25 protein-coding genes are annotated in these 25,007 nt (G+C 68.0%); 21 read left to right on the top strand and 4 right to left on the bottom strand.

The annotated features are described in order from the left end of the window. Window positions 1-45: 45 nt before the first annotated feature. Genes A7B20_RS09485 through A7B20_RS09475 form a run of 3 tightly spaced genes read right to left on the bottom strand, consistent with a single transcriptional unit; the run spans window position 46 to window position 1,357 of the window. Window positions 46-441 (bottom strand): type II toxin-antitoxin system VapC family toxin, encoded by a 396-nt coding sequence (locus tag A7B20_RS09485; protein ID WP_102108334.1) that lies wholly within the window; start codon window positions 439-441, stop codon window positions 46-48. Continuing rightward, window positions 438-677 (bottom strand): AbrB/MazE/SpoVT family DNA-binding domain-containing protein, encoded by a 240-nt coding sequence (locus A7B20_RS09480; protein WP_102108333.1) that lies wholly within the window; start codon window positions 675-677, stop codon window positions 438-440. Before A7B20_RS09480 ends, A7B20_RS09485 begins: the two co-directional genes overlap by 4 nt. Window positions 678-730: 53 nt before the next feature. Next, on the bottom strand, window positions 731-1,357 hold the full coding sequence (locus tag A7B20_RS09475; RefSeq protein ID WP_102108332.1) for a TetR/AcrR family transcriptional regulator: 627 nt from the start codon (window positions 1,355-1,357) through the stop codon (window positions 731-733). A gap of 117 nt (window positions 1,358-1,474) precedes the next feature. Here A7B20_RS09475 and A7B20_RS09470 point away from each other — a divergent pair, with 117 nt between their 5' ends. The 13 genes from A7B20_RS09470 (at window position 1,475) to repC (ending at window position 13,465) form a co-directional block, all read left to right on the top strand. After that, window positions 1,475-2,527, top strand: coding sequence for an extracellular solute-binding protein (locus A7B20_RS09470; protein WP_102108382.1), 1,053 nt, complete (start codon window positions 1,475-1,477; stop codon window positions 2,525-2,527). A gap of 66 nt (window positions 2,528-2,593) precedes the next feature. Then, window positions 2,594-3,124 carry a dihydrofolate reductase family protein gene (locus A7B20_RS09465; protein WP_102108331.1) on the top strand — a complete coding sequence of 177 codons (531 nt, stop codon included), beginning with the start codon at window positions 2,594-2,596 and terminating at the stop codon, window positions 3,122-3,124. Then, window positions 3,124-3,999 carry an ABC transporter permease gene (locus A7B20_RS09460; protein WP_102108330.1) on the top strand — a complete coding sequence of 292 codons (876 nt, stop codon included), beginning with the start codon at window positions 3,124-3,126 and terminating at the stop codon, window positions 3,997-3,999. Before A7B20_RS09465 ends, A7B20_RS09460 begins: the two co-directional genes overlap by 1 nt. Beyond that, window positions 3,999-4,766, top strand: coding sequence for an ABC transporter permease (locus A7B20_RS09455; protein ID WP_172960988.1), 768 nt, complete (start codon window positions 3,999-4,001; stop codon window positions 4,764-4,766). Before A7B20_RS09460 ends, A7B20_RS09455 begins: the two co-directional genes overlap by 1 nt. Then, on the top strand, window positions 4,763-5,794 hold the full coding sequence (locus A7B20_RS09450; RefSeq protein ID WP_102108329.1) for an ABC transporter ATP-binding protein: 1,032 nt from the start codon (window positions 4,763-4,765) through the stop codon (window positions 5,792-5,794). Before A7B20_RS09455 ends, A7B20_RS09450 begins: the two co-directional genes overlap by 4 nt. A 3-nt stretch (window positions 5,795-5,797) precedes the next feature. Continuing rightward, window positions 5,798-6,523, top strand: a complete 726-nt coding sequence (locus A7B20_RS09445; protein ID WP_102108328.1) for an MBL fold metallo-hydrolase — start codon at window positions 5,798-5,800, stop codon at window positions 6,521-6,523. A gap of 201 nt (window positions 6,524-6,724) precedes the next feature. Next, window positions 6,725-7,549: a transporter substrate-binding domain-containing protein gene (locus tag A7B20_RS09440; RefSeq protein ID WP_102108327.1), complete on the top strand. Its 825-nt coding sequence runs from the start codon at window positions 6,725-6,727 to the stop codon at window positions 7,547-7,549. Window positions 7,550-7,605: 56 nt separating this feature from the next. Beyond that, entirely contained in the window at window positions 7,606-8,250 is a 645-nt protein-coding gene (locus A7B20_RS09435; RefSeq protein WP_102108326.1) for an amino acid ABC transporter permease, read from the top strand. Then, window positions 8,247-8,909 (top strand): amino acid ABC transporter permease, encoded by a 663-nt coding sequence (locus tag A7B20_RS09430; RefSeq protein WP_102108325.1) that lies wholly within the window; start codon window positions 8,247-8,249, stop codon window positions 8,907-8,909. Before A7B20_RS09435 ends, A7B20_RS09430 begins: the two co-directional genes overlap by 4 nt. 11 nt (window positions 8,910-8,920) lie before the next feature. Beyond that, a complete protein-coding gene (locus A7B20_RS09425; protein ID WP_102108324.1) occupies window positions 8,921-9,709 on the top strand; it encodes an amino acid ABC transporter ATP-binding protein in 789 nt (262 codons plus the stop codon). Between the two features lie 208 nt (window positions 9,710-9,917). Further along, on the top strand, window positions 9,918-11,105 hold the full coding sequence (gene repA, locus A7B20_RS09420; protein WP_102108323.1) for a plasmid partitioning protein RepA: 1,188 nt from the start codon (window positions 9,918-9,920) through the stop codon (window positions 11,103-11,105). Further along, the gene (gene repB, locus A7B20_RS09415) at window positions 11,102-12,103 is read left to right on the top strand and encodes a plasmid partitioning protein RepB (RefSeq protein ID WP_102108322.1); all 1,002 of its coding nucleotides are present in this window, start codon (window positions 11,102-11,104) and stop codon (window positions 12,101-12,103) included. The genes repA and repB overlap by 4 nt, the downstream gene beginning before the upstream one ends. A gap of 177 nt (window positions 12,104-12,280) precedes the next feature. Then, window positions 12,281-13,465 carry a plasmid replication protein RepC gene (repC, locus tag A7B20_RS09410; RefSeq protein WP_102108321.1) on the top strand — a complete coding sequence of 395 codons (1,185 nt, stop codon included), beginning with the start codon at window positions 12,281-12,283 and terminating at the stop codon, window positions 13,463-13,465. A gap of 64 nt (window positions 13,466-13,529) precedes the next feature. Here repC and A7B20_RS09405 read toward each other — a convergent pair whose 3' ends face one another. Further along, window positions 13,530-14,297 carry a DeoR/GlpR family DNA-binding transcription regulator gene (locus A7B20_RS09405; RefSeq protein ID WP_102108320.1) on the bottom strand — a complete coding sequence of 256 codons (768 nt, stop codon included), beginning with the start codon at window positions 14,295-14,297 and terminating at the stop codon, window positions 13,530-13,532. A gap of 320 nt (window positions 14,298-14,617) precedes the next feature. Between A7B20_RS09405 and A7B20_RS09400 the strand changes: the two genes are divergently transcribed. The 8 genes from A7B20_RS09400 (at window position 14,618) to treY (ending at window position 24,936) form a co-directional block, all read left to right on the top strand. After that, on the top strand, window positions 14,618-15,706 hold the full coding sequence (locus tag A7B20_RS09400) for an ABC transporter ATP-binding protein (protein WP_102108319.1): 1,089 nt from the start codon (window positions 14,618-14,620) through the stop codon (window positions 15,704-15,706). Window positions 15,707-15,715: 9 nt separating this feature from the next. Next, the gene (locus A7B20_RS09395; RefSeq protein ID WP_102108318.1) at window positions 15,716-16,792 is read left to right on the top strand and encodes an ABC transporter ATP-binding protein; all 1,077 of its coding nucleotides are present in this window, start codon (window positions 15,716-15,718) and stop codon (window positions 16,790-16,792) included. Window positions 16,793-16,859: 67 nt separating this feature from the next. Further along, window positions 16,860-17,735 carry a carbohydrate ABC transporter permease gene (locus A7B20_RS09390; RefSeq protein ID WP_102108317.1) on the top strand — a complete coding sequence of 292 codons (876 nt, stop codon included), beginning with the start codon at window positions 16,860-16,862 and terminating at the stop codon, window positions 17,733-17,735. Then, complete coding sequence (locus A7B20_RS09385; RefSeq protein WP_102108316.1) at window positions 17,732-18,616, top strand: carbohydrate ABC transporter permease; 885 nt, start codon at window positions 17,732-17,734, stop codon at window positions 18,614-18,616. The genes A7B20_RS09390 and A7B20_RS09385 overlap by 4 nt, the downstream gene beginning before the upstream one ends. 40 nt (window positions 18,617-18,656) lie before the next feature. Further along, on the top strand, window positions 18,657-18,929 hold the full coding sequence (locus A7B20_RS09380) for a DUF2160 domain-containing protein (RefSeq protein ID WP_102108315.1): 273 nt from the start codon (window positions 18,657-18,659) through the stop codon (window positions 18,927-18,929). A gap of 85 nt (window positions 18,930-19,014) precedes the next feature. Further along, window positions 19,015-20,736 carry an ABC transporter substrate-binding protein gene (locus A7B20_RS09375; RefSeq protein WP_172960987.1) on the top strand — a complete coding sequence of 574 codons (1,722 nt, stop codon included), beginning with the start codon at window positions 19,015-19,017 and terminating at the stop codon, window positions 20,734-20,736. 202 nt (window positions 20,737-20,938) lie between these two features. Further along, the gene (gene treZ, locus A7B20_RS09370) at window positions 20,939-22,675 is read left to right on the top strand and encodes a malto-oligosyltrehalose trehalohydrolase (protein ID WP_245866758.1); all 1,737 of its coding nucleotides are present in this window, start codon (window positions 20,939-20,941) and stop codon (window positions 22,673-22,675) included. Beyond that, a complete protein-coding gene (gene treY / locus A7B20_RS09365) occupies window positions 22,672-24,936 on the top strand; it encodes a malto-oligosyltrehalose synthase (RefSeq protein WP_102108313.1) in 2,265 nt (754 codons plus the stop codon). Before treZ ends, treY begins: the two co-directional genes overlap by 4 nt. Window positions 24,937-25,007: the final 71 nt, after the last annotated feature.

Here is a 25,007-nt window from a genome sequence, read left to right as displayed (position 1 = left end):
TTCAGGGTTCAGTCTGCGGCAGCGCGGTGCCGGGTGCAACGCCCCTCAGGCCAGCAGCGCGCGCCCCGGCGCGGCGGCGGCCTTGCGATCGAAGGTGAAGGTCTTCCCGCAGCCCGCCCGCGCCCCCGCGATCAGGATCATGTGGTCGGCAAATCCCGCCCCGCCCCGGCCGTAGCGGTGCAGCGCCAGCCCCACGTCGTCGGCGGCCTCGATCACCAGCTCCTCCGCCTCCAGCAACCGCTCCAGCGCGGCGGCGATGCGCGGGCGGGCCATGCCATAGGCGCGCTCCAGCACCCACACCGTCTCGACCATCGCCTCGCGCGACAGGAATCCGGGGTTTTCCGCGGTGAGAGAGCCGATCAGCCCGTTCGCCAGCGCCGACTGCGCCGGGTCGTCCTGGGTCAGGAACCGGACGATCACGTTGGTGTCGAGCCCGGTCATCCCTGCCCGGCAGCGCCGTCCGCGATGGCCTCTTCCATCGCATGAAGCGACACCGCGCCGCCCTCGTGCCGGAGCGCCCCGGCAAGCGAGGCCAACGGCCGGGTGCGCAGAAGCCGCACCTCGCCGTTGTCGAGGATGAGATAGCGCAGCTTGTCCCCGGGCCGAAGCTTCAGCGCCTCGCGCACGGCTTTCGGCAGGGTCGTCTGGCCCTTCGAGGTGATCGTCGACTCCTGCATGGCGCCTTCCCCGGCTGCGGATGCCGTGAATATGCGCCCCGCGCCTTACTTTTTCAAGTTTCGCCTTGCGTCGCGATCAGCCGGGCGATCGGTCCTGTCTGCGCCGTCACCCGCGCCTTCAGCGCCTCCAGCGTCATCGCGTCATCCTTCACGAACTCGAGGAACATCTGGTTCAGGTTGTTGAACAGCACCTCGCCAAGCGCCCCCGCGTCCAGCTCCGTCCGCACCTCCCCCCGCCCCTGCAGCGCCGCGACAAGCGCGGTCACCTGGTCCGCCAGCCGCCGGTCGAGGTCGCTGTAGCGCCGTCCGTTCGGCGTGCCCGGCGCCTCGATGGCCAGCGCCATGGCCGTGCGCCACATCTCCTTCGACAGGTATTCGAGCGAATGGTCGTAATAGGAGAAGATCAGCGCCAGCAGCGCCCGTTCCACCCCCGAAGGCGGATCGGCCACCAGCGCGGCGCCCGAGGCCAGCACCTCCTCCACCTCCATCGCCACGGTGGCGATCAGGATGTCGCCCTTGGTCGAGTAGTAGTTGTAGACGGTCCCGACCGAGACCTGCGCCGCCTCGGCCAAGTCCTCGATTCGCACGGCGCGATACCCGTCTGCCCGAAATTGCGTCACCGCCGCCGAAAGGATGCGCCTTTCGCGGTCAGCCTTCTGTCGTGCGCGCAGTCCGGTCATGGCGATGGCCCGAAGCCGTGGTGGAGGGATCGGAAAATAAAGTTGACTGCAAATATGAATGACTTCAAGTTTTTTCCGAAAGAGCCGACCAAGGCCGCCAATCCCAGGGAGATCCGCATGACCCGCCTGCCTTCGCTGCTTCTCGCCACCACCGCCCTGACGCTTGCCACCCAAGCCAGCGCGCAGGAGGAACTGAACGCCCTCGTCTGGTGCGACCACACCGACCCCGCCCTGATCGAGCCCTTCGAGAAGGCGCACGACGTCAAGGTGAACCTGCGCGAATACGAAGGCACCGGCGCCGCGCTCGCCCTGCTGGAACAGTCCCGCCCGGGCGACTGGGACGTGCTGGTGATCGACGGCATCGATGTGTTCCGCGCGGTCGAGGCGGGCATCCTGGCCGAGCTTCCGGCAGACGAACTGCCCACGGCCGACTTCTTCCCCGAGGTCGTGATGGCCGAGAACAACGGGGCCGACGGCAAGACCTATGCCGTGACCGAGAAGTTCGGCTACAACACCATCTCCTACAACGCGGCCAAGGTCGATCCGGCGGACATGGAAAGCCTTTCGACCGTCTGGGGCGAGAAGTACAACGGCAGGATCTCGATCTACGACTACTACCTGCCGGTGATGGGCCTGGCCGCGCTGGCGGACGGGATCGAGACCGCGAAGATCGGCGAGGGCGATCTGGAGACCATCGGCTCCACGCTCTCCACCATGCGCTCCCGCGCCGTGTCGGTGGCGGGCGTCGTCGCCGCGCAGACGGCGCTGGCGACGGGCGAGGTCGATATCGTGGTCGGCGGCGGCGAGTGGCTGACCGCGGTTCTGGCGGCCGAGCAGCCCGACCTGACCTGGACAATCCCGAAGGAAGGCGCGGTGCGCTGGACCCAGTCGATCGGCGTGCTGGAGACGAGCGAAAAGAAGGACCTCGCCACCGAGTTCGTGAAGTACATCGTCAGCCCCGAGGGGCAGAGCCGCCTCGCCACCTCCTCGTGCTTCTGGGGGATGCCCGCGAACGCCAAGGCGGGCGAGATGCTGACGGACGACCAGAAGAAGGTGCTGCGGTGGGACGACCAGCCCGACTACCTGGCCCGCACCCAGCTCTATCCCGCGCCGTCGTCCGATCTCGACATCGAGATGCAGGATCTCTGGCTCGAGACGCTGCAACAGTGACGCTTCCGGCGGGCGCCCGCGCGGCGCCCGCCGATCCTTAGCAGGGAACGGCAGGGAGACCGGCGCATGGCCCGCTTCACCTTCTCTATGAACGTCTCGCTAGACGGATACGTCGACCATGACAGGTTCGCACCCGACGCCGCCCTGTTCCGCCACTGGATCGAGGCGGTGCGTGCCGTCTCGGGCAGCATATACGGCCGCAGGATGTACGAGGTGATGCGCTACTGGGACGAGGACCACCCGGAATGGGACGCCGATCTGCGCGAGTTTGCGTCCGTGTGGCGGGCGCAGCGCAAATGGGTCGTGTCGCGGACGCTGGACGAGGTCGGCCCGAACGCCACCCTGATCGGCGATGACGTGGAAGGGCAGATCCGCGCCATCAGGGACACCACCGAAGGCGAGGTCGCCATCTGCGGCACGAAACTGGCCCAAAGCGTCACCGACATGGGCCTGATCGACGAATACCGCATGTACTACCACCCGGTCGTCCTTGGCTCGGGCGTGCCCTTCTTCGCCGGACCGCGGCCGCCCCTGCGCCTGACGGACCACGCGCGGATCGGCGGCGAGGCGATCCGGCTGACCTTCGTGCCGGTCTGATGTCCGACGCGGCGAACACGCAGCGCACCCTCGACCGCGAGGGACTGCGCGGCTGGGGCTTCGTCGCCCCCGCCCTGCTCTGGACGCTGGCCTTCTTCGTCCTGCCCTTCGTCGTCATGGGCGCCATGAGCCTCGCCACGCTGGAAGGCCGCACGCTGGTCTGGGGCCTGTCGCCCGCCAACTACGCCGAGCTGGCGGAAAAGGCCTATCTCTGGCGCGGCATCCTCGTGTCGCTGGAGATCACGCTGACCGTCACCGTCGTCTCGGTCCTGCTGGCCTATCCGCTGGCCTGGATCATCGCCTTCCGCGTCCCCGCCCGCTGGCAGCGGCTGGCGCTTCTGCTGGCGATCCTGCCGTTCTGGACCTCCTACGTCGTGCGTTCCTACGCCTGGCTCCTGGTGCTGGCGCGGGAAGGTGTCGTCAACCGGACGCTGATGGGGCTCGGGATCATCGCCGAACCCCTGACCCTCGCCAACACACGGCTGGCCACGGTGACGGGCTTCGTCCACTTCTTCGTCATGCTGCTGACGCTGACGATCTTCGCCAACCTGATCCAGCTTTCCCCGAACTACCGCCGCGCCGCGATGGACCTTGGCGCGAACGCCTTCCAGACCTTCCGCCACGTGATCCTGCCGCTGACGCTCCCCGGCATCGTCACCGGCGCCTTCCTGACCTTCGTGCTGTGCATCGGCGACTACGTCACGCCGCAGATCCTCGGAGGCAACACCGAGCTGACGGTGCCGCAGATCATCATGGTGCAGCTGGGGCGCCGTGCCGATTTCCCGCTGGCCTCGGCGCTCGCCATCGTCCTCATGGGCATCGTGACTCTGGCCTATCTCGCCTCGGCACGGTGGCTAAGGCTGGATCGCCTCTGATGCGCGCGCTGCCCTGGCTCTACCTCGCCGCCGCCTTCGTGTTCATCTACCTGCCGGTGGGCGCGCTGGTGCTGTTCTCGTTCCAGGGCGGCGCCCTGCCCGTGCCGCCCTTCGACGGCCCGTCGCTGCGCTGGTACGGCGAGATCCTGGCCGACCGCGACCTGACCTCCGCCCTCGGCCACTCCCTCGCCGTCGCCTTCGGATCCTCGGCGGTGGCGGTGACGCTGGGTTTCCTCGCCGCCTACGGCCTCGCCCGCCACGTCCTGCCCGGCGCGACGCTCGTGCGGGGCCTGCTGATTGCACCGCTCACCGTCAGCTACCTGATCGTCGGCCTCGGCCTTCTCATCGTGCTGACCCGCCTCGGCGCACCGCTGTCGCTGATGACCGCCGGGATCGGCCATGTCGTCATCAACCTGCCGCTCGCCTTCGCCATCGTCTATGCCTCCATGGGCGCGCAGCAGCAGAACGCCGAACGCGCCGCCCGCGATCTGGGCGCCTCCGAGGCGAAGGTGATCCTGCTCGTCACCGTGCCGATGCTGGCCCCCGCGCTTGCCGCCGCCTTCTTCCTGTCGGTGACGCTCAGCTGGGACGAGTTCATCATCGCCTTCCTGCTCACCCGCTTCGACGTCACCCTGCCGGTCGAGATCTGGTCCATGCTCCGCTCGGGCCTCTCGCCGCGCCTCAACGCCATCGGATCGCTCGTCTTCCTCGTCTCGGTGACGGTGGTGCTGATCCTCGAACTCCTCGTCTTCCGGAAACGCCCATGACCGCCCCCGTCACGCTTTCGGGGCTGAACCACTGGTTCGGCTCGTTCCACGCCCTGAAGGACATCGACCTCTCGATCGCCGCCGGGGAATACGTCACCCTCCTCGGCCCCTCGGGCTGCGGCAAGACCACTCTGCTGTCCGTGCTCGGCGGCTTCATCGAGCCGACGGACGGCACCGTGACCATCGGCGGCAGGGACATGACCCGCGTGCCCCCGGCAAAGCGGCCCACCACGACGATGTTCCAGGACTACGCCCTGTTCCCGCACATGACCCTGCGCGACAACGTGGCCTTCGGCCTCAGGATGGCCGGGATGGGGCGGCGCGAGAGGCACGGGCGGGCGGAGAAGCTGCTTGCCATGGTCGGCCTCGACCACGCCGCGGGCAAGCGGCCCCACGAGCTGTCGGGCGGGCAGCGCCAGCGCGTCGCCCTCGCCCGCGCGCTGGCGGTCGAGCCCGACGTGCTGCTCCTCGACGAACCGCTCGGCGCGCTCGACCTGAAGCTGCGCCGTTCCATGCAGGACGAGCTGAAGGGGATCCAGCGGCAGGTGGGCACCACCTTCGTGCACGTCACCCACGACCAGGAAGAGGCCATGGCCATCGCCGACCGCATCGTCGTGATGAACGCGGGGCGGATCGAGGACGAAGGCGCGCCCTCCCTCATCTACCGCGCGCCCGCGACCCTCTTCGCGGCCGAGTTCATGGGCGAAACCAACCGCATCCCCGCGAAGGTCACGGCGACAGGGGTGGAAACCCCCTTCGGCACCCTGCCCCACACGCCGCACCGCGGCGCAGTCGTCGCCTGCCTGCGGCCCGAGGATTTCACCGGCGGGACGTTCCGGATCGGCCCGGCGAAGGTGCAGGATGCCGCCTTCTTCGGCACCCACTGCCGCGCCCATGTCGTGCCCGAGGCGGCGCCGGACCTCGTGCTGACGGTCCACCTGCCCCCCGGCAAGGTCCCCGCCCCGGGCGACACGCTGGATCTTTCCGCCGATCCCGCCGCCCTCCGCGTCTTTCCGAAGGAGACCTGAGCCATGGACCGCGCCCGCCCCGAGGACTGGTATCGCATCCGCCGGATTGACGATGCGATCACCCTGATCGACGAGCCGTTCATCCAGGAGTTCTACCGCTGCAACGTCTGGCACGTCCGCGGGTCGGACCGCGACATGCTGGTGGACAGCGGCATGGGCGTGCTCTCCTTGCGCGACTGGGTGCCGCTGGTGACGGAACGCCCCCTGACCGCCGTCGCCAGCCATACCCATTTCGACCACATCGGCTGCCATCACGAGTTCGAGGACCGCGCGGTGCACCGGCTGGAGGCCGACATCCTCGCCCACCCCACCCGCGCCGCGACCCTCGCCGACCCTTATGTCACCGACGACATCTTCGACCGCCTGCCCCCCCTGCCCTACAGCTCGGAGACCTACGCCAACCGGGCCGCCCCCGCGACGCGGCTGCTGGAGGACGGCGACACGGTGGACCTCGGCGACCGGCGGTTCGAGGGGATCCACACCCCCGGCCATTCCCCCGGCGGCATCGCGCTGTGGGAAGCGGCGACGGGCATCCTGTTCTCGGGCGACATCGTCTATGACGGCCCGCTGATCGAGGATACCTACCACGCGGACGCCGCCGATTATCACCGCTCGATGGTGCGCCTTTTCGACCTGCCCGTGCGCGTCGTCCACGGCGGCCACTTCCCCAGCTACGATGGCCAACGCCACAGGGCGATCATCCGCGCCTGGCTCGACGGCAGGGAATAGCGCCCGGCAGATGCCCGTTTCTCGGGCACATCCGCGGCAGAGCGCCCCCGAAAAGGCATCCCGGTGCGGCCTCCACCATTGCACGACGGCGATTTTGGCGTCAGCCTCGGTATTGTCTATTCAAAAGACAGGGCGGAGTCGCAGGACCCGCACCGGACACGAACCAGCAGGCCCGAGGAAGGGCCATCCAGGGAGACGACCATGAAACGGAAACTTCTTGCCGCCCTCGCCGGGGTGGCGCTCAGCCTCAGCGCCGTCCTGCCCGTGCAGGCCCAGGATGCGCTGGCCCGCGTGATGGAGGCCGGGGTGCTGAAAGTCGGCACCGAAACCGCCTTCGCCCCCTTCGATTTCGTCGACGCGGGCACCCACACCGGCCTGAACGTCGACGTCTTCGACGAGATCGGCAAGGACATGGGCGTGAAGATCGAATGGATCACGCTGGACTGGACCGGCGTCCTGCCCGGTCTGGAAGCGGGCCGCTTCGACATGGTCGCCGGCCCCGCCACAATCACCGCCGAGCGGATGAAGCGCTATCGCTTCTCCTCTCCGATCGCCGAGGCCACCGTGGCACTGCTGGTCGGCGCGAACAGCGACATCGCCAAGCCCGAGGACATCTCGGGCAAGCCGGTGGGCGCAGGTACCGGCACCGCGCAACTGGCGCAGCTCAAGGCCTTCTCCGAATCGCTCGACACCCCCGCCTCGGAAATCCGCGAATACGTCTCGTTCAACGAGGCCTACGCCGACCTCGCCGCGGGCCGGATCGAGGCGGTGGCGAACTCCCTTCCGAACATCGCCTTTGTCGCCTCGCAGCGTCCCGAGGTGTTCAAGGTCGTGACCCCCGCCTTCGGCACGCCCACCTATTTCGGCTATCCCGGCCGGATCGAGGACGAATATGCGAGCCTCATGGACAAGATCGACGAGATCCTGCTGAAGATGCGCGCCGACGGGCGGATGGAGAAGCTCCAGCAGAAATGGTTCGGCACCACCTTCGACATGCCCGAGAAGGTGACCGAGCCCGCCATCTGACCTGACCTTCGCGGCGGGGCCCCCTGCCCCGCCGCCCCTGACCTCCGGACCCCCCGATGACCTGGACCCTGTTCGAGCTGCTGTTGCAGGCCTCGCTGATGACGATCCTCGTCAGCGCGGTGTCGATCCTCGCGGGCCTCGCCATCGCCATCGTCCTCTCGGCCATGCGGATGTCGGGCAATGCCGCGCTGAAGGGCTTCGCGGTCGTCTTCATCTCGTTCTTCCGGGGCGTGCCGCTGCTGGTGCAGCTCCTGCTGATCTTCAACCTCCTGCCCTCCCTCGGCATCACCCTCCCGAGCCTCGCGACGGCGTTGATCGGCCTTTCCCTTTGCACCGCCGCCTACCAGGCGGAGAACCTGCGCGGCGGGTTCGAGGGCGTCGCCCCCGGCCTGATCGAAAGCGCCGAGATGGCGGGGTTCACCCGCGCCCAGAGCTTCTTCTGGATCCGCACCCCGATCGCGCTCCGCATGACCTTCCCGGCGCTGGTGAACGAGGCGATCCTGATCCTCAAGGCGTCGTCGCTGGTCTCGGTCGTCGGCCTGATCGAACTGACGAAGATGGCCCAGAACCTCGCCGCCTCCACCTACCAGCCGCTGCCGATCTTCGCCTCCGCCGGGCTGATCTATCTCGCGATCAACGTCGTCGTCGCCTTCCTCGGACGCCGCGCCGAACGCGCCCTGCCCGGACTGCCCTCGGCATGAGCTTCGATTTCGCCGTCATCCTCGCCAGGGGGCCGCAGATCCTCGCCGGGCTGGGCGTCACGATCCTGATCTGGATCGCCGGCACCCTGCTGGCCGCCGCCCTCGGCTTCCTCGTCGCCACCGCCCGCCGCTTCGGTGGACGGTTCGTCGACCTCGCCCTGTCCCTCCCGGTCGAGATCCTGCGCGGCACGCCCTTCCTGGTGCAGATCTTCCTGCTCTACTTCGGCGGCCCCTACATCGGCCTGCGTCTCGACCCGATCCCGGCGGGACTCATCGGCCTCTCGGTCTACGGCGCCGCCTATTATGCCGAGATCTTCCGCGCCGGTTACCAGTCCGTCCCCACCGGCCATGTCGAGGCCGCGGCCTGCGCGGGCTTCAGCCGCGGCCAGACGATCCGCTTCATCCTGCTGCCGGAAATGGCCCTGCTGGTGCTGCCCCCCGCGATGAACATGGCGGTGATCCTCCTGAAGGAAACCGCGCTTCTGTCGCTCATCACCGTGCCCGAGATGACGATGACCGTCAGCGCCATCGGCTCGCAGCAATACGCCTTCGTCGAATCCCTCGTCGTGCTCGCCCTCGTCTACTGGGCGCTGGTCGAGCTTGCGAACCTCCTCGGCCGCCTCGCCGAACGCCGCCTCTCGACCTTCGGCACCCCGTGAAGGACCGCGCCATGACCGATCCCGCCATCCGCATCGCCACCCTGTCGAAGAAGTTCGGCGACACGCTGGTCCTGCGCGACATCTCCCTCGAGGTGCCCCGCGGCCAGGTCACCTGCCTGATCGGCCCCTCCGGTTCGGGCAAGTCCACCCTCCTGCGCTGCATGGCCTTCCTTGAGGAGCCGACGAGCGGCAGCATCGAGATCGAGGGCGAACCGCTGGGCTTCACCGGCACCGGCAGCGCGCGACGCCGCCAGAGTCCGGCCGAACTGCGCCGGGTGCGCGGCAAGATCGGCATGGTGTTCCAGCAGTTCAACCTCTGGCCCCACATGACCGCGCTCGGCAACGTCTCGGCCGCGCTGCGCCGCGTCCGCGGCCTGCCGCGCGCCGAGGCCGAGGCGCGCGGCATGGCGCAGCTCGACAAGGTCGGCCTGAAGGAACGCGCGGGCCACTACCCCGCGCAGCTCTCCGGCGGCCAGCAGCAGCGCGTCGCCATCGCCCGCGCGCTGGCGCTCGACCCCACGATCATGCTCTTCGACGAGCCGACCTCGGCTCTGGACCCGGAACTCACCGGCGAGGTGCTGACGGTGATGCGCGCGCTGGCCGACGAGGGCATGACCATGGTCGTCGTCACCCACGAGATCGGCTTCGCCGCCTCCGTCGCCCACACCGTCTGCTTCCTCGATCATGGCCGCCTGCTGTTCCACGACACGCCGGAAAAGGTCTTCGCCGCCCCGCGCGAGCCGCGGCTGGAGCAGTTCCTGGACACCTACCTGGATCGCGGCGCGCAGATGTTGCGGTAGGCTCCGAAGCCCGCAAATTGCCCAGATCGGCTCTGTTTCAGCCAGATCAGTGTCTTTTCCCTGCACTTCTGCGGGCTTGCGGGGCATACCACATGTAGAAAACCCTTGCGCGAATCCGACGCTTTCTTCAAGGTCACGAAAAAGCGGCGATTAACGCCATATTCCGTGAACACGACGCGGATGCAAGCAGGCAGCGGCACGAGGGCAGATGGACAGGAACTTTGCGCAGGATGACCTGAACGCGGTCATCCGCCAACACGCCGAATGGCTGGCGGGGCAGCTGCATTCGCAGCGGGAAAATTTGTTTCCCCCGAACGCCACCAAGCAGATGCGCCGCTTCACCTCGGGCGAGGCCGCGGCGCTGCTTGGCGTCAACGACTCCTACCTGCGCAAGCTGCACCTCGACGGCAAGGGCCCCTCGCCCGAGCTGACGCCGGGCAACCGCCGCCTCTACTCCGTCGAGGATATCCACAACCTTCGGATATTGCTTGAGAAAACCGCCCGAAAGCCCGGCGATTACCTGCCCGGCCGGCGCGAGGGCGACCACCTCCAGATCATCGGCGTGATGAACTTCAAGGGCGGTTCGGGCAAGACGACGACCTCCGCCCACCTCGCGCAGCGCCTGGCGCTGACCGGCTACCGCGTGCTGGCCATCGACCTCGACCCGCAGGCCTCGATGACCGCGCTTCACGGTGTCCAGCCCGAGTTCGACCTGCAGGACGGCGGCACCCTCTACGACGCGATCCGCTACGAGGATCCGGCGCCGATCTCGACCGTGATCCGCAAGACCTACATCCCGAACCTCGACCTGATTCCCGGCAACCTCGAGCTGATGGAGTTCGAGCATGAAACGCCCCGCGCCCTGTCGCAGGGAAATGCCGGTCTGTTCTTCTTCCGGGTGAAGGAGGCTCTGTCGCAGGTCGATTCCGACTACGACGTGGTGGTGATCGACTGCCCGCCGCAGCTGGGCTTCCTCACCATGTCGGCCCTGTCGGCCGCCACGGGCGTGCTGGTCACGATCCACCCCGAGATGCTGGACGTCATGTCGATGAGCCAGTTCCTGAGGATGACCGCCGACCTGATGGACGTCATCGCCGAAAGCGGCGCCGACATGTCCCACGACTGGATGCGCTACCTGCTGACCCGGTACGAGACCTCGGACGCGCCGCAGAACCGCATCGTCGCCTTCCTGCGCACGATGTACGGCGACAAGGTGCTGAACGCGCCGATGCTGAAATCGACCGCGATCTCGGACGCCGGGCTGACCAAGCAGACGCTCTACGAGGTCGAGCGCAGCGCCTTCACGCGGTCGACCTACGACCGGGCCATCGAAAGCCTGAACGCGGTGAACGACGAGATTGCGGCACTGATCCGGCAGACCTGGGGGCGCACATGACCAGCGGCAAGAAGAAGCGCATGTCGATCCTCGACGGGCTCGCGGCGGCGGGGGGCCCTGCCCCGGCCTCCGGCGCGGCGCCGATGATGACCAGCAACCGCGCGCTGCGCTCGGCCCGCGATGCCGTCGACGCCCATCACGTCTGGGAGCTGGACCCCGACACCATCGAGGACGGCCGCCTTGCCGACCGGCTTGACCCCTCCGACGTGGCCGACCTGCGCGAGGCGATCGAGGTCAACGGACAGGCGGTGCCGATCCTCGTGCGCCGCCATCCCAGCGTCGAGGGGCGCTATCTCCTCGTCTACGGGCGGCGCAGGCTCGAGGCGATCCGCCTTTCGGACAAGGTCGCCAAGGTCCGCGCGCTGGTCGCCACGCTCGACGACGGCGCCGCGCTCCAGACCCAGATTTCCGAGAACATGGCGCGCCGCGACCTCTCGTTCATCGAGAAGGCGCTGTTCGCGCAGGAACTGGTCGAAAGCGGCTTCGGCACCCAGAACCGGGTGGCCGAGGTTCTGACCGTCACGAAATCCTCCGTCTCCATGGCGATCAAGGTGGCCGAGGCCATCGGCCGCGACCTCGCGCAGGCCATCGGCCCCGCCCCCGGCATCGGTCGCCCCCGGTGGGAAGCGCTGGCCCAGGCCATGGCCGAGGCCAAACCCGACCCCGCCCGCCTGATCGCGGTGGCCGAGGACGTGCATGCGAAGGCCCGCGACGCCTATGTGCTGCACGGCACGGAAAGCGAGCCGGGCGAGGTGTCGGTCGCGGCCTTCGAAGCCGTGCTGAAGGCGGTCGGCCAAGCCGCTCCCCGCCCTGCCCCGGCGCGCCGGCCGAAACGCAGGCTGACCGTCGGCGGCGCGCCCGGGGGCGTTCTGCGCCGGTCGGGCAAGGGGATCGCGCTGGAACTGGACGAGGGGCCCTTCGCCGACTGGGTGGAAGCCCGGGCGCAGGACCTGATCGAAGACCTTCACGCCCGCTGGTTGAAGCAGGCGGAAGACTGAGACCGAGCAGAAACCAACAAAGGAGGCACGAGACAGGCAAAGAAAAGGTCCCGCAAGGACGACGCCCCACGAGACCCTGACTTGTTTCTAGCACCTTCAAGCTAGTGGCCGTGGCAGATTTCCGCAAGTCCTATGTGATTCGCGGGCCGCTCTTTTATTGCCTTCGTGACAGAAAAGATGGGCTACACCCCCGTAACGCCTTTCCGGCGGCCGATGACGGCTGCCGTGCTGGAACATCGTGCCCGCGCGGCGGCGGCTCCTGCGGCCGACGGCGTCGACAAATGGGCCGTTCTGCGCAGGCTGGCCACGGCGCGGGGCGCCTATGGCCTGTCCGACCGCGATCTCGCCGTGATGCAGGCGCTGGTCAGCTTCCATCCCGAGACCGTGCTGCGGCCGGGCCGGGCCCTGATCGTCTATCCGTCCAACGCCACGCTCTGCGCGCGGCTTCACGGCATGCCCTGTTCGACCATGCGCCGCCACTTGGCCCGCCTCGTCGACAGCGGCCTCGTGATGCGGCGCGACAGCCCCAACGGGAAGCGCTACGTGCGCCGCACCGGAGCCGCTCCGGTGGCCTACGGCTTCGACCTCACCCCACTTGCCGCCCGCGCCGGTGAAATAGAAGCCCATGCCGCCGCCGCCGAACAGCTGGCCGCAGAGATCGCCGCGCTGCGCGAGACCGTCAGCCTGATGCACCGCGATCTCTTCGGACTGGCGGACCTGGGCGCGGAGACGCACCCGGGCCTCGGGCTCTGGGACCGGATGCGCGACGCGGCCCGGCTGACGTGCCGCACGCTCCGCCGGAAGCTCGACCGCGAGGCGCTCATCCGTCTGCGGGACGACCATGCCGCGCTGATCGAAGAGGCGGGCGCGGTCCTCGCGCCCGATCAATCCGGTGAAATGAGCACCAGCGACGGCGAAATCGAGCAGCACCTTCAGAGATCAAATGAAGAATCCATTGATGAAGACCATGGCCACGAAGAGGTTCACGAAACCCCAACGCTCCGCGCTGTGATACCGGCAAATGTGGCGCGAGACGCGGCGAAGCTCACGCTGCGCGAGGTGCTGGACGCCTGTCCGGAAATATTGAGCTACGCACCGGACGGGATACGCGACTGGGACGACATGCTGCGCACGGCATTGTCTGTGGCCCCGATGCTGGGGATAACATTATCGGTCTGGGAAAAGGCAATGCTTTGCATGGGCCGGGCAGAAGCCGCGGTGGTCGTGGCGGCCATGCTGGAGCGCCTGGACGACATCCGCGTGCCGGGTGCCTACCTCCACAGCCTCATCCGCAGGGGTGAAAACGGCATGTTCTCCTGCACCGACATGATCCGCCCGCGCCATCGCTCCCGCGCGGCCTGAGTTCACAGTTGTGAACTTTTTCCTGCCACGCCGCACGGCGAAGTTCACAGCTGTGAACTTCTCTTCAATCTCCGTCCGCGACGACGACCTTGGTCTGCCATTCGTCGCACATGTCCTGCAGGGCAGCGGGAACGGGCCGGTCGGTGTAGAAGCTGTCGACCTCGGACAGCGATCCGATCCGGACAGGCGCGTGGCGCTGGAACTTGGTGTGGTCGGCGACCAGGAAGACCTTGCGGGCCTGGCGGATGATCGTCTGGCTGACACCGACTTCGAGGATGTCGAAGTCCAGGAGGTCGCCGTCGAAATCGAGCGCCGAGCAGCCGATCACGGCGAAGTCGAACTTGAACTGCGAGATGGTCTGGCTGGTCAGGGTGCCCACCAGGCCGCCGTCCGACCGGCGAAGCGCACCGCCCGCGACCACGACCTGCGCGCCGTCCGCAGCGGCGAGGATGTTCGCCACGTTCAGGTTGTTCGTCACCACCATGATGTTGCGCCGGGAGAGCAGGGCGGTCGCCACCGCCTCGGTCGTCGTTCCGATGTTGAGGAAGATCGAGCACTCCTCCGGCAGGTCGGCGACGCAGGCTCGGGCGATGTCGATCTTGCCCGCGTGGTTGATGCTGCGCCGGTCCTCGTAGCCGATGTTGCCGGTGACCGGGGGCAGGATCGCGCCGCCGTGGACCCGCTCCAGCTTGCCGGATTCCGCAAGGTCGCTCAGGTCGCGGCGGATGGTCTGGTGGGTGACGTTAAAATGGCCCGCAAGGTCTTCGACCGTCACCATGCCGTCGCGGCGCACGATGTCCATGATCTCGGGATGGCGGAAGGACTGTGCCATGGATCGGCCCTCTGGTCGAACGGAACGCTTGCCGCGGCAGGACGCGGGCAGGGCACCCCCGGGGCGGCGTCCGTGTGATCATGTTTTGGGCTTGATGCCACAAAGCGAACCCAAACGAAAACGAAAAAGTTCCTTTTTGGGCTTTTATGTTCCAACGCGCTGCGATAACGTCCGGCTCGAATGCGGACCGGAGGGGTTACGGCGTTGACCCGCGCCTTCTCCGGGAGCAGCATCGGCAGGCCGCAACCGGCCGCCGGGACCATGCCAGGCGAAACCGTCGGCAGCCGCGAATCGGCGGCAGGGAAGGGGAGGAGATTGGCGTGACGTTGCAGCTGGAAAACGTGTCCAAGACCGTCGGCGCGTCCGTCCACATCCATCCGACCGACCTGACCCTCCAGAAGGGCACGATGAACGTGCTGCTGGGCCCGACGCTGTCGGGCAAGACATCGCTGATGCGGCTGATGGCGGGGCTCGACCAGCCGGCCACGGGGCGGATCCTGTGGCAGGGCGAGGACGTGACCGGCCAGCGGGTGCAGGACCGCAAGGTCGCAATGGTATACCAGCAGTTCATCAACTACCCCTCGATGACGGTCTACGACAATATCGCCTCGCCGCTGCGGCTGATGGGGGTCGACAAGGCCGAGATCGACCGGCGCGTCCGCGCGACGGCGGACCTGATGAAGCTGGGTCCGATGCTCCAGCGGAAGCCCCTGGAGCTGTCGGGCGGTCAGCAGCAGCGTTGCGCGCTGGCGCGGGCGCTGGTGAAGGACGCGGGGCTGGTGCTGCTGGACGAACCGCTGGCCAACCTCGACTACAAGCTGCGCGAGGAGTTGCGGGTGGAGATCCCGCGGATCTTCGAGGAATCCGGCGCGATCTTCGTCTATGCCACGACCGAGCCGGAGGAGGCGCTTCTTCTCGGCGGCAACACCGCGACGCTGTGGGAAGGCCGGGTGACGCAGTTCGGCCCGACGCCCAAGGTCTATCGCCAGCCGGTGGATGCGACGACGGCGCGGGTGTTCTCCGATCCGCCGATGAACTTCGTCGCGGTCACCAAGAGCGGCGAGACCCTGCGCTTCGGCGAGGGGCAGACCGGTGCGGTGCCGCCGTCGATGCGGGACATCGCGGACGGCCGGTACATCGCCGGGTTCCGCCCGAGCCACCTGGAGATCCAGAGTCACGACGCCGATGCCATCGCCTTCGACGCGACGCTGTCCGTCACCGAGCTGACGGGGGCCGAGACCTTCCTGCACCTCGCGTTCCAGAACGAGACCTGGGTGGGGCTGGTCCACGGCATCCACAAGCTGACTCCGGGGCAGGGGATCCGCGTCTACCTGGCGCCGCGCCATGTCTATCTTTTCGACAGCGACGGTCGGCTGGTGCTGCCCGCGCCCTATGCGCAGGCGGCCTGAGGAGGGGACATGGCAAAGATCACGCTCGACAACCTGGCACATTCCTACCTGCCGAACCCGAAGTCCGAGGACGACTTCGCCCTGAAGCAGATGACCCACGACTGGGCCGACGGCGAGGCCTATGCGCTGCTCGGGTCGTCGGGGTGCGGCAAGTCCACGCTGCTGAACATCATCTCGGGGCTGCTGATCCCGTCGCAGGGGCGGATCCTGTTCGACGGCGTCGACGTGACCGACCAGCCGACGGCGGCGCGCAACATCGCGCAGGTGTTCCAGTTTCCCGTGGTCTACGACACGATGACGGTGAAGGAGAACCTGGCCTTCCCGCTGAAGAACCGCGGCCTGCCCGCGGACGAGATCGCGCGGCGGGTGCAGAAGGTCGGCGCGATGATCGGCATGGAGGCCGAGCTGAACCGCAAGGCGCGGGGGCTGACCGCGGATGCGAAGCAGAAGATCTCGCTGGGGCGCGGCATGGTCCGCGAGGACGTGAACGCGCTCCTGTTCGACGAGCCGCTGACGGTGATCGACCCGCACATGAAGTGGGAGCTTCGGACCCAGCTGAAGAAGCTGCACCACGATTTCGGCCACACGATGATCTACGTCACCCACGACCAGACCGAGGCGCTGACCTTCGCCGACAAGGTGGTGGTGATGTACGACGGGCGGGTGGTGCAGATCGGCACCCCGGAAGAGCTGTTCGAGACGCCCGAACACACCTTCGTCGGCTACTTCATCGGCTCGCCGGGGATGAACGTCCTGCCCGCCCGGATCGAGGGCGACCGGGCGATGGTGGGCGACGGGTCGATCCCGCTGGCGCGCGGCTACGGCGCGCTGAAGGGCAAGGTCGAGATCGGCGTCCGGCCCGAATACGGGCGGCTTGTGACGCAGGGCGGCCTGCCGGTGACGGTGAACCGGGTCGAGGACGTGGGGCGGCACAAGATCATCCGCGCGACCTTCTTCGGCCATGACATCAACCTGGTGGCGGGCGAGGACCAGCAGGTCCCCGCGGACGGTGCGCGGGTGGAGTTCGAGCCGGAGCGGGTGAACGTGTATTCCGACGACTGGCGCGTCGTGGGGCAGGCGGCATGAGCGTGACGCCTGCACCCCCCCGCGGTGACGTCCGTCGCAGAGGCTGCGGCACGAAGGGAGATCGCTGATGGACAAGACGGTGAACCAGAAGGCGTGGTTCCTGGTGCTGCCGGTGCTGGTGCTCGTCGCCTTCTCGGCGGTGATCCCGCTGATGACGGTGGTCAACTACTCGGTGCAGGACACGTTCGGGAACAACCAGTTCTTCTGGGCCGGGCTCGAGTGGTTCTCCGAGATGCTGGAATCCCAGCGGATGTGGGACGCGCTGTGGCGGCAGCTGACCTTCTCGGCGATCATCCTGGCGATCGAGGTGCCGCTTGGCATCTTCGTGGCGCTGAACATGCCGAAGAAGGGGTTCTGGGCCTCGGTCTGTCTCGTCCTGATGTCCCTGCCGCTGCTGATCCCGTGGAACGTGGTCGGCACGATCTGGCAGATCTTCGGCCGGGTGGACATCGGGCTTCTGGGATACACGCTGTCGAAATTGGGTATTTCGTATAACTATACGCAGGACATCTTCGCGGCCTGGGTGACGGTGATCGTGATGGACGTGTGGCACTGGACCTCGCTCGTCGCGCTGCTGGCCTATGCCGGTCTCCAGTCGATCCCCGATGCCTATTACCAGGCGGCGAAGATCGACCAGGCGAGCCGCTGGAAGGTTTTCCGCTACATCGAGCTGCCGAAGATGACTGGCGTCCTGATGATCGCGATCCTGCTGCGGTTCATGGACAGCTTCATGATCTATACCGAGCCCTTCGTCGTCACCGGCGGCGGTCCGGGCAACGCGACCACCTTCCTGTCGATCGACCTCGTGAAGATGGCGCTCGGCCAGTTCGACCTCGGCCCGGCGGCGGCGTTCAGCCTGATGTACTTCCTCGTCATCCTGCTGATCTCGTGGGTGTTCTACACCGTGATGACCAACCTCGACAAAAGGGATGCGACGTCATGACCGACACTGCGCAGGCCCCCGGAGCGGCGGGCCTTCCCAGAGACGTGACCGAGACGCGGACCGCGACGAAGAAGCGGTTCCGCCCCAACGGGTCGGCCGTGGTGATGGTCCTGTACCTGCTGTTCCTGCTGGTGCCGATCTACTGGCTGCTGAACATGAGCCTGAAGACCAACACCGAGATCCTGAACAGCTTCACGCTGTGGCCGCGAAATCTGACGCTGGACAACTACCGCACGATCCTGACGGATCCGGCGTGGTACATGGGCTATGTCAACTCGCTGATCTACGTGGTGATGAACACGGTGATCTCGCTTTCCGTGGCGCTGCCGGCGGCCTATGCCTTCTCGCGCTACTCGTTCATGGGCGACAAGCACCTGTTCTTCTGGCTGCTGACCAACCGGATGGCGCCTCCGGCCGTCTTCGCGCTGCCGTTCTTCCAGCTCTACTCCTCGGTCGGGCTGTTCGACACGCATATCGCGGTGGCGCTGGCGCACTGCCTGTTCAACGTGCCGCTGGCGGTGTGGATCCTCGAAGGCTTCATGCGCGGGGTGCCGAAGGAGATCGACGAGACGGCCTATATCGACGGCTATTCCTTTCCGAAGTTCTTCGTGAAGATCTTCATCCCGCTGATCGCCTCCGGGATCGGCGTGGCGGCCTTCTTCTGCTTCATGTTCTCCTGGGTCGAGCTGCTGCTGTCGCGGACCCTGACGACCGTGGACGCGAAGCCGATCTCGGCCATCATGACGCGGACGCAGGGGGCTTCGGGCATCGACTGGGGCGTGCTGGCGGCGGCGGGGGTGCTGACGATCGTGCCGGGGGCGCTCGTGATCTACTTCGTGCGCAACTACATCGCCAAGGGCTTTGCCCTGGGGAGGGTGTGATGGAGGTTCGCCACCTGCGCGCCGGAATGGAGGTTCACTGATGGACTGGATGGCATGGACCTGGCCGACGGCGGCCTTCTTCGCGGTAATCGCCTGCCTGCTGATCGCCTTCACGATCCTCGCGATCCGCTTCCCCGAGACGCCGCGCACCGGTGTGCTGGGGATCGAGACCACCCGGGGCGACCGGCTGTTCATCACCCTTCTCGGCTCGGCCTTCATCAACCTGGCCTGGCTCGGAATTGTCGGGGCGTACCAGCCGTATGCCCTGCTCGTCTGCCTGGTCTATGCCGCAGCGGTGTTCCGCTGGGTCTGAGACCGGACAAGGCCGCGGCGCCGTCCCGGGCAGGGGCGGGGACGCGGCGTGCTTCACAACAGAAACTGCCCATAGGGAGGACCAAATGTCACTATCACTCCGATCCACCACCGCGGTCGTCTTCGCCCTGGCGATGACCTCCGCCCCGGCCTTCGCCGGCATGGACGAGGCCAAGCAATTCCTCGACAACGAGATCAACGGCATGTCGACCCTGACCCGCGAGGAGCAGGAAGCCGAGATGCAGTGGTTCATCGACGCCGCCGAAGCCTTCAAGGGCATGGACATCAAGGTGGTGTCCGAGACGATCACGACCCACGAGTACGAATCCCAGGTGCTGGCGCCGGCGTTCAGCGCGATCACCGGGATCAACATCACCCATGACCTGATCGGCGAGGGCGACGTCGTCGAGAAGCTGCAGACGCAGATGCAGTCGGGCGAGAACATCTACGACGCCTACATCAACGACTCCGACCTGATCGGCACCCACTGGCGTTACCAGCAGGTCCGCAACCTGACCGACTGGATGGCGAACGAGGGCAAGGACGTGACCTCGCCGACCCTCGACCTCGAGGACTTCATCGGCACGCAGTTCACCACCGCGCCGGACGGCAAGCTCTACCAGCTGCCCGACCAGCAGTTCGCGAACCTCTACTGGTTCCGCTACGACTGGTTCAACGACGAGAAGACCAAGGCCGACTTCAAGGAGAAGTACGGCTATGACCTCGGCGTGCCGGTCAACTGGTCGGCCTACGAGGACATCGCCGAGTTCTTCACCGGCCGCGACATGTCCTACATGGGCGTGAACGGCGAGGTCTATGGCAACATGGACTACGGCAAGAAGGACCCCTCGCTCGGCTGGCGCTATACCGACGCGTGGATGTCGATGGCCGGCATGGGCGACGTGGGCGAGCCGAACGGCCTGCCGGTCGACGAGTGGGGCATCCGGGTGAACGAGAACAGCCAGCCCGTGGGTTCCTGCGTCAACCGCGGCGGGGCGACCAACGACGCCGCCGCCGTCTATGCGGTGACCAAGGCGATCGAGTGGCTGAACAAGTACTCGCCCCCCGCCGCCATGGGCATGACCTTCGGCGAGGCCGGCCCGATCCCGGCCCAGGGCAACGTCGCGCAGCAGATGTTCTGGTACACCGCCTTCACCGCCGACACCGTGAAGCCCGGCCTGCCGGTGATGAACGAGGACGGCACGCCGAAGTGGCGCATGGCGCCCTCGCCCCACGGCGTCTACTGGAAGGACGGCCAGAAGGTCGGCTACCAGGACGTGGGCTCGTGGACGCTGATGAAGTCCACCCCGGAGGACCGCGCCAAGGCCGCCTGGCTCTATGCGCAGTTCGTGACCTCGAAGACCGTGGACGTAAAGAAGTCCGACGTGGGCCTGACCTTCATCCGCGAGAGCACGATCAACTCCGACCACTTCTCGGAGCGGGCGCCGAAACTTGGCGGCCTGATCGAGTTCTACCGCTCGCCGGCCCGCACCGCCTGGTCGCCCACGGGGACCAACGTGCCTGACTATCCGAAGCTGGCGCAGCTGTGGTGGCAGAACATCGGTGACGCCATGTCCGGCGCCAAGACCCCGCAGGAGGCGCTGGACGCCCTCTGCGAGGCGCAGGAGAAGGTGATGGAGCGGATCGAGCGCGCCGGCATCCAGGGCGACATCGGCCCGAAGATGAACGAGCCGAAGGACCCGCAGGAGTGGCTGGACGAGCCGGGCTCGCCCGTCGCCAAGCTGGAGAACGAGGACGAGGAGCCGAAGACCATCAGCTACGACGAGCTGGTGAAGTCCTGGCAGTAAGCCTTCAAGACGAAAAGGGCAGGGGGCGCGGCGCAGGCCGCGCCCCCTGTCGTTCGCGCAGTGCGGTTCGGGCAGGATTGGTGATATCACCCATCCCAAGTTTTCAGCGCATCGCGGCTTCGGGCGCCTGGGGAGCGTTCTTCAGGAACTCCCCGGAGGTTCGGCGGTTTGGCTCGTGATGTCCCAGCAAGATCGCCCCGCCATGATTTCCGACCACCGCGCGCCCCTCTGGGGCGTCTCGCCGCTCGACGACGACCGCTGGCGGTTTCGGCTCTGGGCGCCTGCCGCGCGGGAGGTGACGCTGGTCTTGGACGGGCAAGAGATCCCCGCGACCCGGGGCTCGGACGGTCTGCACATGGTGGATTTCCGGGGTCCGGACGGCGCCGTCTACGAGATGATCGCGGACGGGGAGCGCGTGACCGATCCCGCCGCCCGCTGGCTGGCGCAGGACGTCCACGGGCCCGCCCGGCTGAGCCGCCTTGCAGGGCCGCGCGTCCCTTCGCCGGACCGGGACTGGCGCGAGGTGTCGATCCTCGAGCTCCATGTCGGCACCTTCACGCCCGAGGGCACCTTCGCCGCCGCCGCCGCGCGGATGGCCGGGTTGGCCGAGCTGGGGCTGACGGCGGTCGAGCTGATGCCGGTCGGCGCCTTCGGGGGGAGCCGGGGCTGGGGCTATGACGGCGTGCTGCCCTTCGCGCCGCACCCGGCCTACGGCACGCCGCAGGAGCTGGGCGAGCTGGTGGACGCGATCCATGCCGCCGGGATGCTGGCGATCCTCGACGTGGTCTACAACCATTTCGGACCCGAGGGCGGCACCCTGACCCGGCTGGCCCCCGACTTCTTCGACTCCGGGCGCGAGACGCCCTGGGGACAGGGGATCGACTACGGCAACCGCCATGTTCGGGACTATTTCATCGGCAATGCGGTGATGTGGGTGCGCGACTACGGCTTCGACGGGCTCAGGCTGGACGCCGTGCACCAGATCCGCGACGGCAGCCCGGTGCATCTGCTGCGGGAGCTGGCCGAGACGCTGGAGGCCGAGGTGCCGGGGCGCAAGGTCCACCTGATCGCCGAGGACGACCGCAACCTGCCGGACGCGCGGGACCGCGGGACGATCACCGCGAACTGGAACGACGATTACCACCATTCGGTGCACTGCCTGCTGACCGGCGAGGACGAGAGCTATTACGCAAACTTTGCCGTCGATCCCCTGCGCGACCTCGCCTGCGCGCTGGAGCAGGGACATGTGGAGCAGGGGCAGACGCGGCAGCCGAACGACCGGGGCAGGGGGGCGCCGGTGGGGCACCTGCCGCCCTGGGCCTTCGTCAACGCCAACCAGACCCACGACCAGATCGGCAACCGCGCCGCGGGCGAGCGGCTGATCGCCCTGGCCGAGGCGCGGGGCGAGCTTGGCGCGATGAGGATCGCCCATGCGCTGCTGCTGAGCGCGCCGGCGATCCCGATGCTGTTCATGGGCGAGGAGGAGGGCGCGCGGGCGCCGTTCCTGTTCTTCGCCGATTTCGGAGGCGAGCTGGGCGAGGGCGTGCGCAAGGGCCGGGCGGCGGAGTTCGCCGCCTTCTCGCAGTTCGGCGGCGACGTGCCCGACTCCCTAGCGCCATCGACCTTCGCGGCCTCGCGCCCCTATGACCGGCCCGCCGCGGATGCGGACGACTGGCGCGAGTTGACGCGCCACGCCCTGACACACCGGGCGCGCGCCCTGGTTCCTCTGCTGAAATCCGGCGAGGCCGGCGCGGCGGAGGTGGCGCGAACCGGGCCGCGATCGCTCCATGGCCGCTGGCCGTTCCATGCCGGAGTGCTTCGGATCGTCGCCCATCTCGGCGCGCTGCCCGAGCGCCCCGTCGTCCTCGAAGACCCCGGCTTCGCCCTCGGCACGCCGGAGGATCCCTGTCATCTCGCCGTGAAGGTCACACCCCGATGAAGCTGCCCCTCGCCACCTATCGTCTGCAACTGAGGGATGGCGTCGATTTCGACGCCGCCATCGCCTTCCTGCCGCACCTGACGGACCTCGGGATCACCGATCTGTACCTGTCGCCGATCTTCACCGCGACGCCGGGATCCACCCACGGCTACGACGTGACCGACCCGACCGAGATCGACCCGGCGCTTGGCGGGCGGGTGGGCTTCGACCGGCTGTCCGAGGCGGCGCAGGCGGCGGGGATCGGGTTGATCCTCGACCTGGTGCCGAACCACACGGCCTTCTCGCTGGACAATCCCTGGCTGATCGACGTGCTGCGCGAGGGGCGGGACAGCCGCCACGCGAAGTATTTCGACATCGACTGGGACGAGGGGCCGCTGGTGCTGCCCTGGCTCGAGCAGTCCTTCGAGGCGCTGCTGGCCGCGGGCGAGGTGGCGCGCGACGGTGACGGGCTGCGGATCGGCGGCCTCACCGTGCCGCTGCGCGCCGATGCGGAAGGCAAGGATCTGGCCGAACTGCACGAGGCGCAGCACTGGCGCGCGGTGCACTGGCTGCGCGAGCGGGACGGGGTGACGCACCGGCGGTTCTTCAACGTCACGGGCCTGATCGGGATGCGGGTCGAGGATCCGGAGGTCTTCGCCGACATGCACCGGCTGGTTGTCGAGCTGGTCGAGGCAGGGCAGGTGCAGGGGTTGCGTCTGGATCACATCGACGGGCTCGCCGATCCGGCCGCCTACCTCTCCTTGCTGCGGCTTGCGGTCGGGGACGTGCCGATCTGGGTCGAGAAGATCCTGACCGGGGACGAGCGGCTGGCGGACTGGCCGATCGAGGGTACGACGGGTTACGAGGCCGCGACGATGATCGCGCGGGTGCTGTCGGACGGGGAAGGGGCCGAGCGGCTGCGCCGGGAATGGGTGGCGCAGACGGAGAAGCCCGGAAGCTTCCACGAGACGCTGGCCATCGCCAAGGGTGACGTGATCCGCCGCGACCTGGCGGCGGAGTTGCGGCGGCTGATCTCGCTCGCCCGGCAGGCGACGGACGGGATCGACACCGTCGACCCGGGCGACGAGGCCCTGCGCGAGGCGTTCCTGGCGCTGCTGACCGCGTTTCCGCGCTATCGCACCTATTTCTCGGACAACGGTGCGCCCGAGGCCGACCTGCGCCTGATGGCGCAGGTGGCCGAGGAGGCGGCGGAGCCCCTGCGCAGCCCCGACGTGGTGAACATGGTCGTGCGGATGATCACCGACGACCGGACCCCGGCCGAGCAGAAGCTGCGGGTGCGCTTCCAGCAGGTGACGGGCGCGATGCTGGCCAAGGCCCACGAGGACACGGCCGAGTTCCGCTTCACCCCGCTTCTCGCCGCCTGCGAGGTGGGAGCCGACCCCGACGCGCCCTCTGCCGACGCGGCGGAGCTGGAGGCCTGGGCGGCGGCGCAGCCGGGCACGGGGCTGATCCTGACCTCTTCCCACGACACCAAGCGGAGCGAGGATGCGCGGATGCGGCTGGTGGCCTGGACCCGTCGGCCCGAGGCGTCGCTGGCGCTGGTCGCGGCCGCGCGGGCCCTGCCCGAGGCGCGGGAGGTGCCGGGCAACGTGCTGTGGTACATGGTGCAGGCGGTGCTCGCGATCTGGGACGCCGAGGACCCCGAGCTGGACCGCCGCCTGGCAGAGCACGCGACCAAGGCGCTGCGCGAGGGCGACGAGATCACCAGCTGGACCCATCCCGACGCGGAGGCGGAGGCATCGGTGCACCGCTTCCTCGGGGCGCTGACGGCCGCCTGGCGCGCGGCGCCGCCGCCGGGGCTGGGCGATCTGGTGGCGCTTGGCGACCGGCTGGCGCTGGTGCAGCTGGGCGTCAAGCTGATGCTGCCGGGGATCCCCGACATCTATCGCGGCTGCGAGGGGCAGTTCTTGGCGCTGACCGATCCCGACAACCGCAGCCCCGTGGACCTTGCCGCGCTGCGGCGCCTGTCGGATGCGCCGGGACTTTCGGGGCAGAAGACGCGGCTGCTGACGATGATGCTGCACCTGAAGCGCGAGCGGCCCGAGCTGTTCGCGGGGGCGCTTTCGGTGTCCTCGCCTGCCGCCGGGACGCTGGAACTCCGGCGTGGCGACGGGGCAGGGGGGCTGGCGCTGCGCGTGGCACTGGACGGATCGCCCTGCTGGCCGGGGCGCGGCGGGCGGCAGCTCTGGCCGCAGGATCCGGGGCGCGACCCGGGCTTCCTGACGCTGGTCGAGATGGAGGCCGCAACCGCGCAGGCCTGAGCGAAATGGCCGCGGCCGGGCACGGAACCCTCTGCATGTCCGGGGCTTGAACTGGAACGGTCGGCGGCCCG

This window comes from Oceaniglobus roseus, assembly GCF_002869745.1.
In the GTDB taxonomy this organism is placed as follows: domain Bacteria; phylum Pseudomonadota; class Alphaproteobacteria; order Rhodobacterales; family Rhodobacteraceae; genus Oceaniglobus; species Oceaniglobus roseus.
This window is presented reverse-complemented; position numbering and strand designations above follow the sequence as displayed.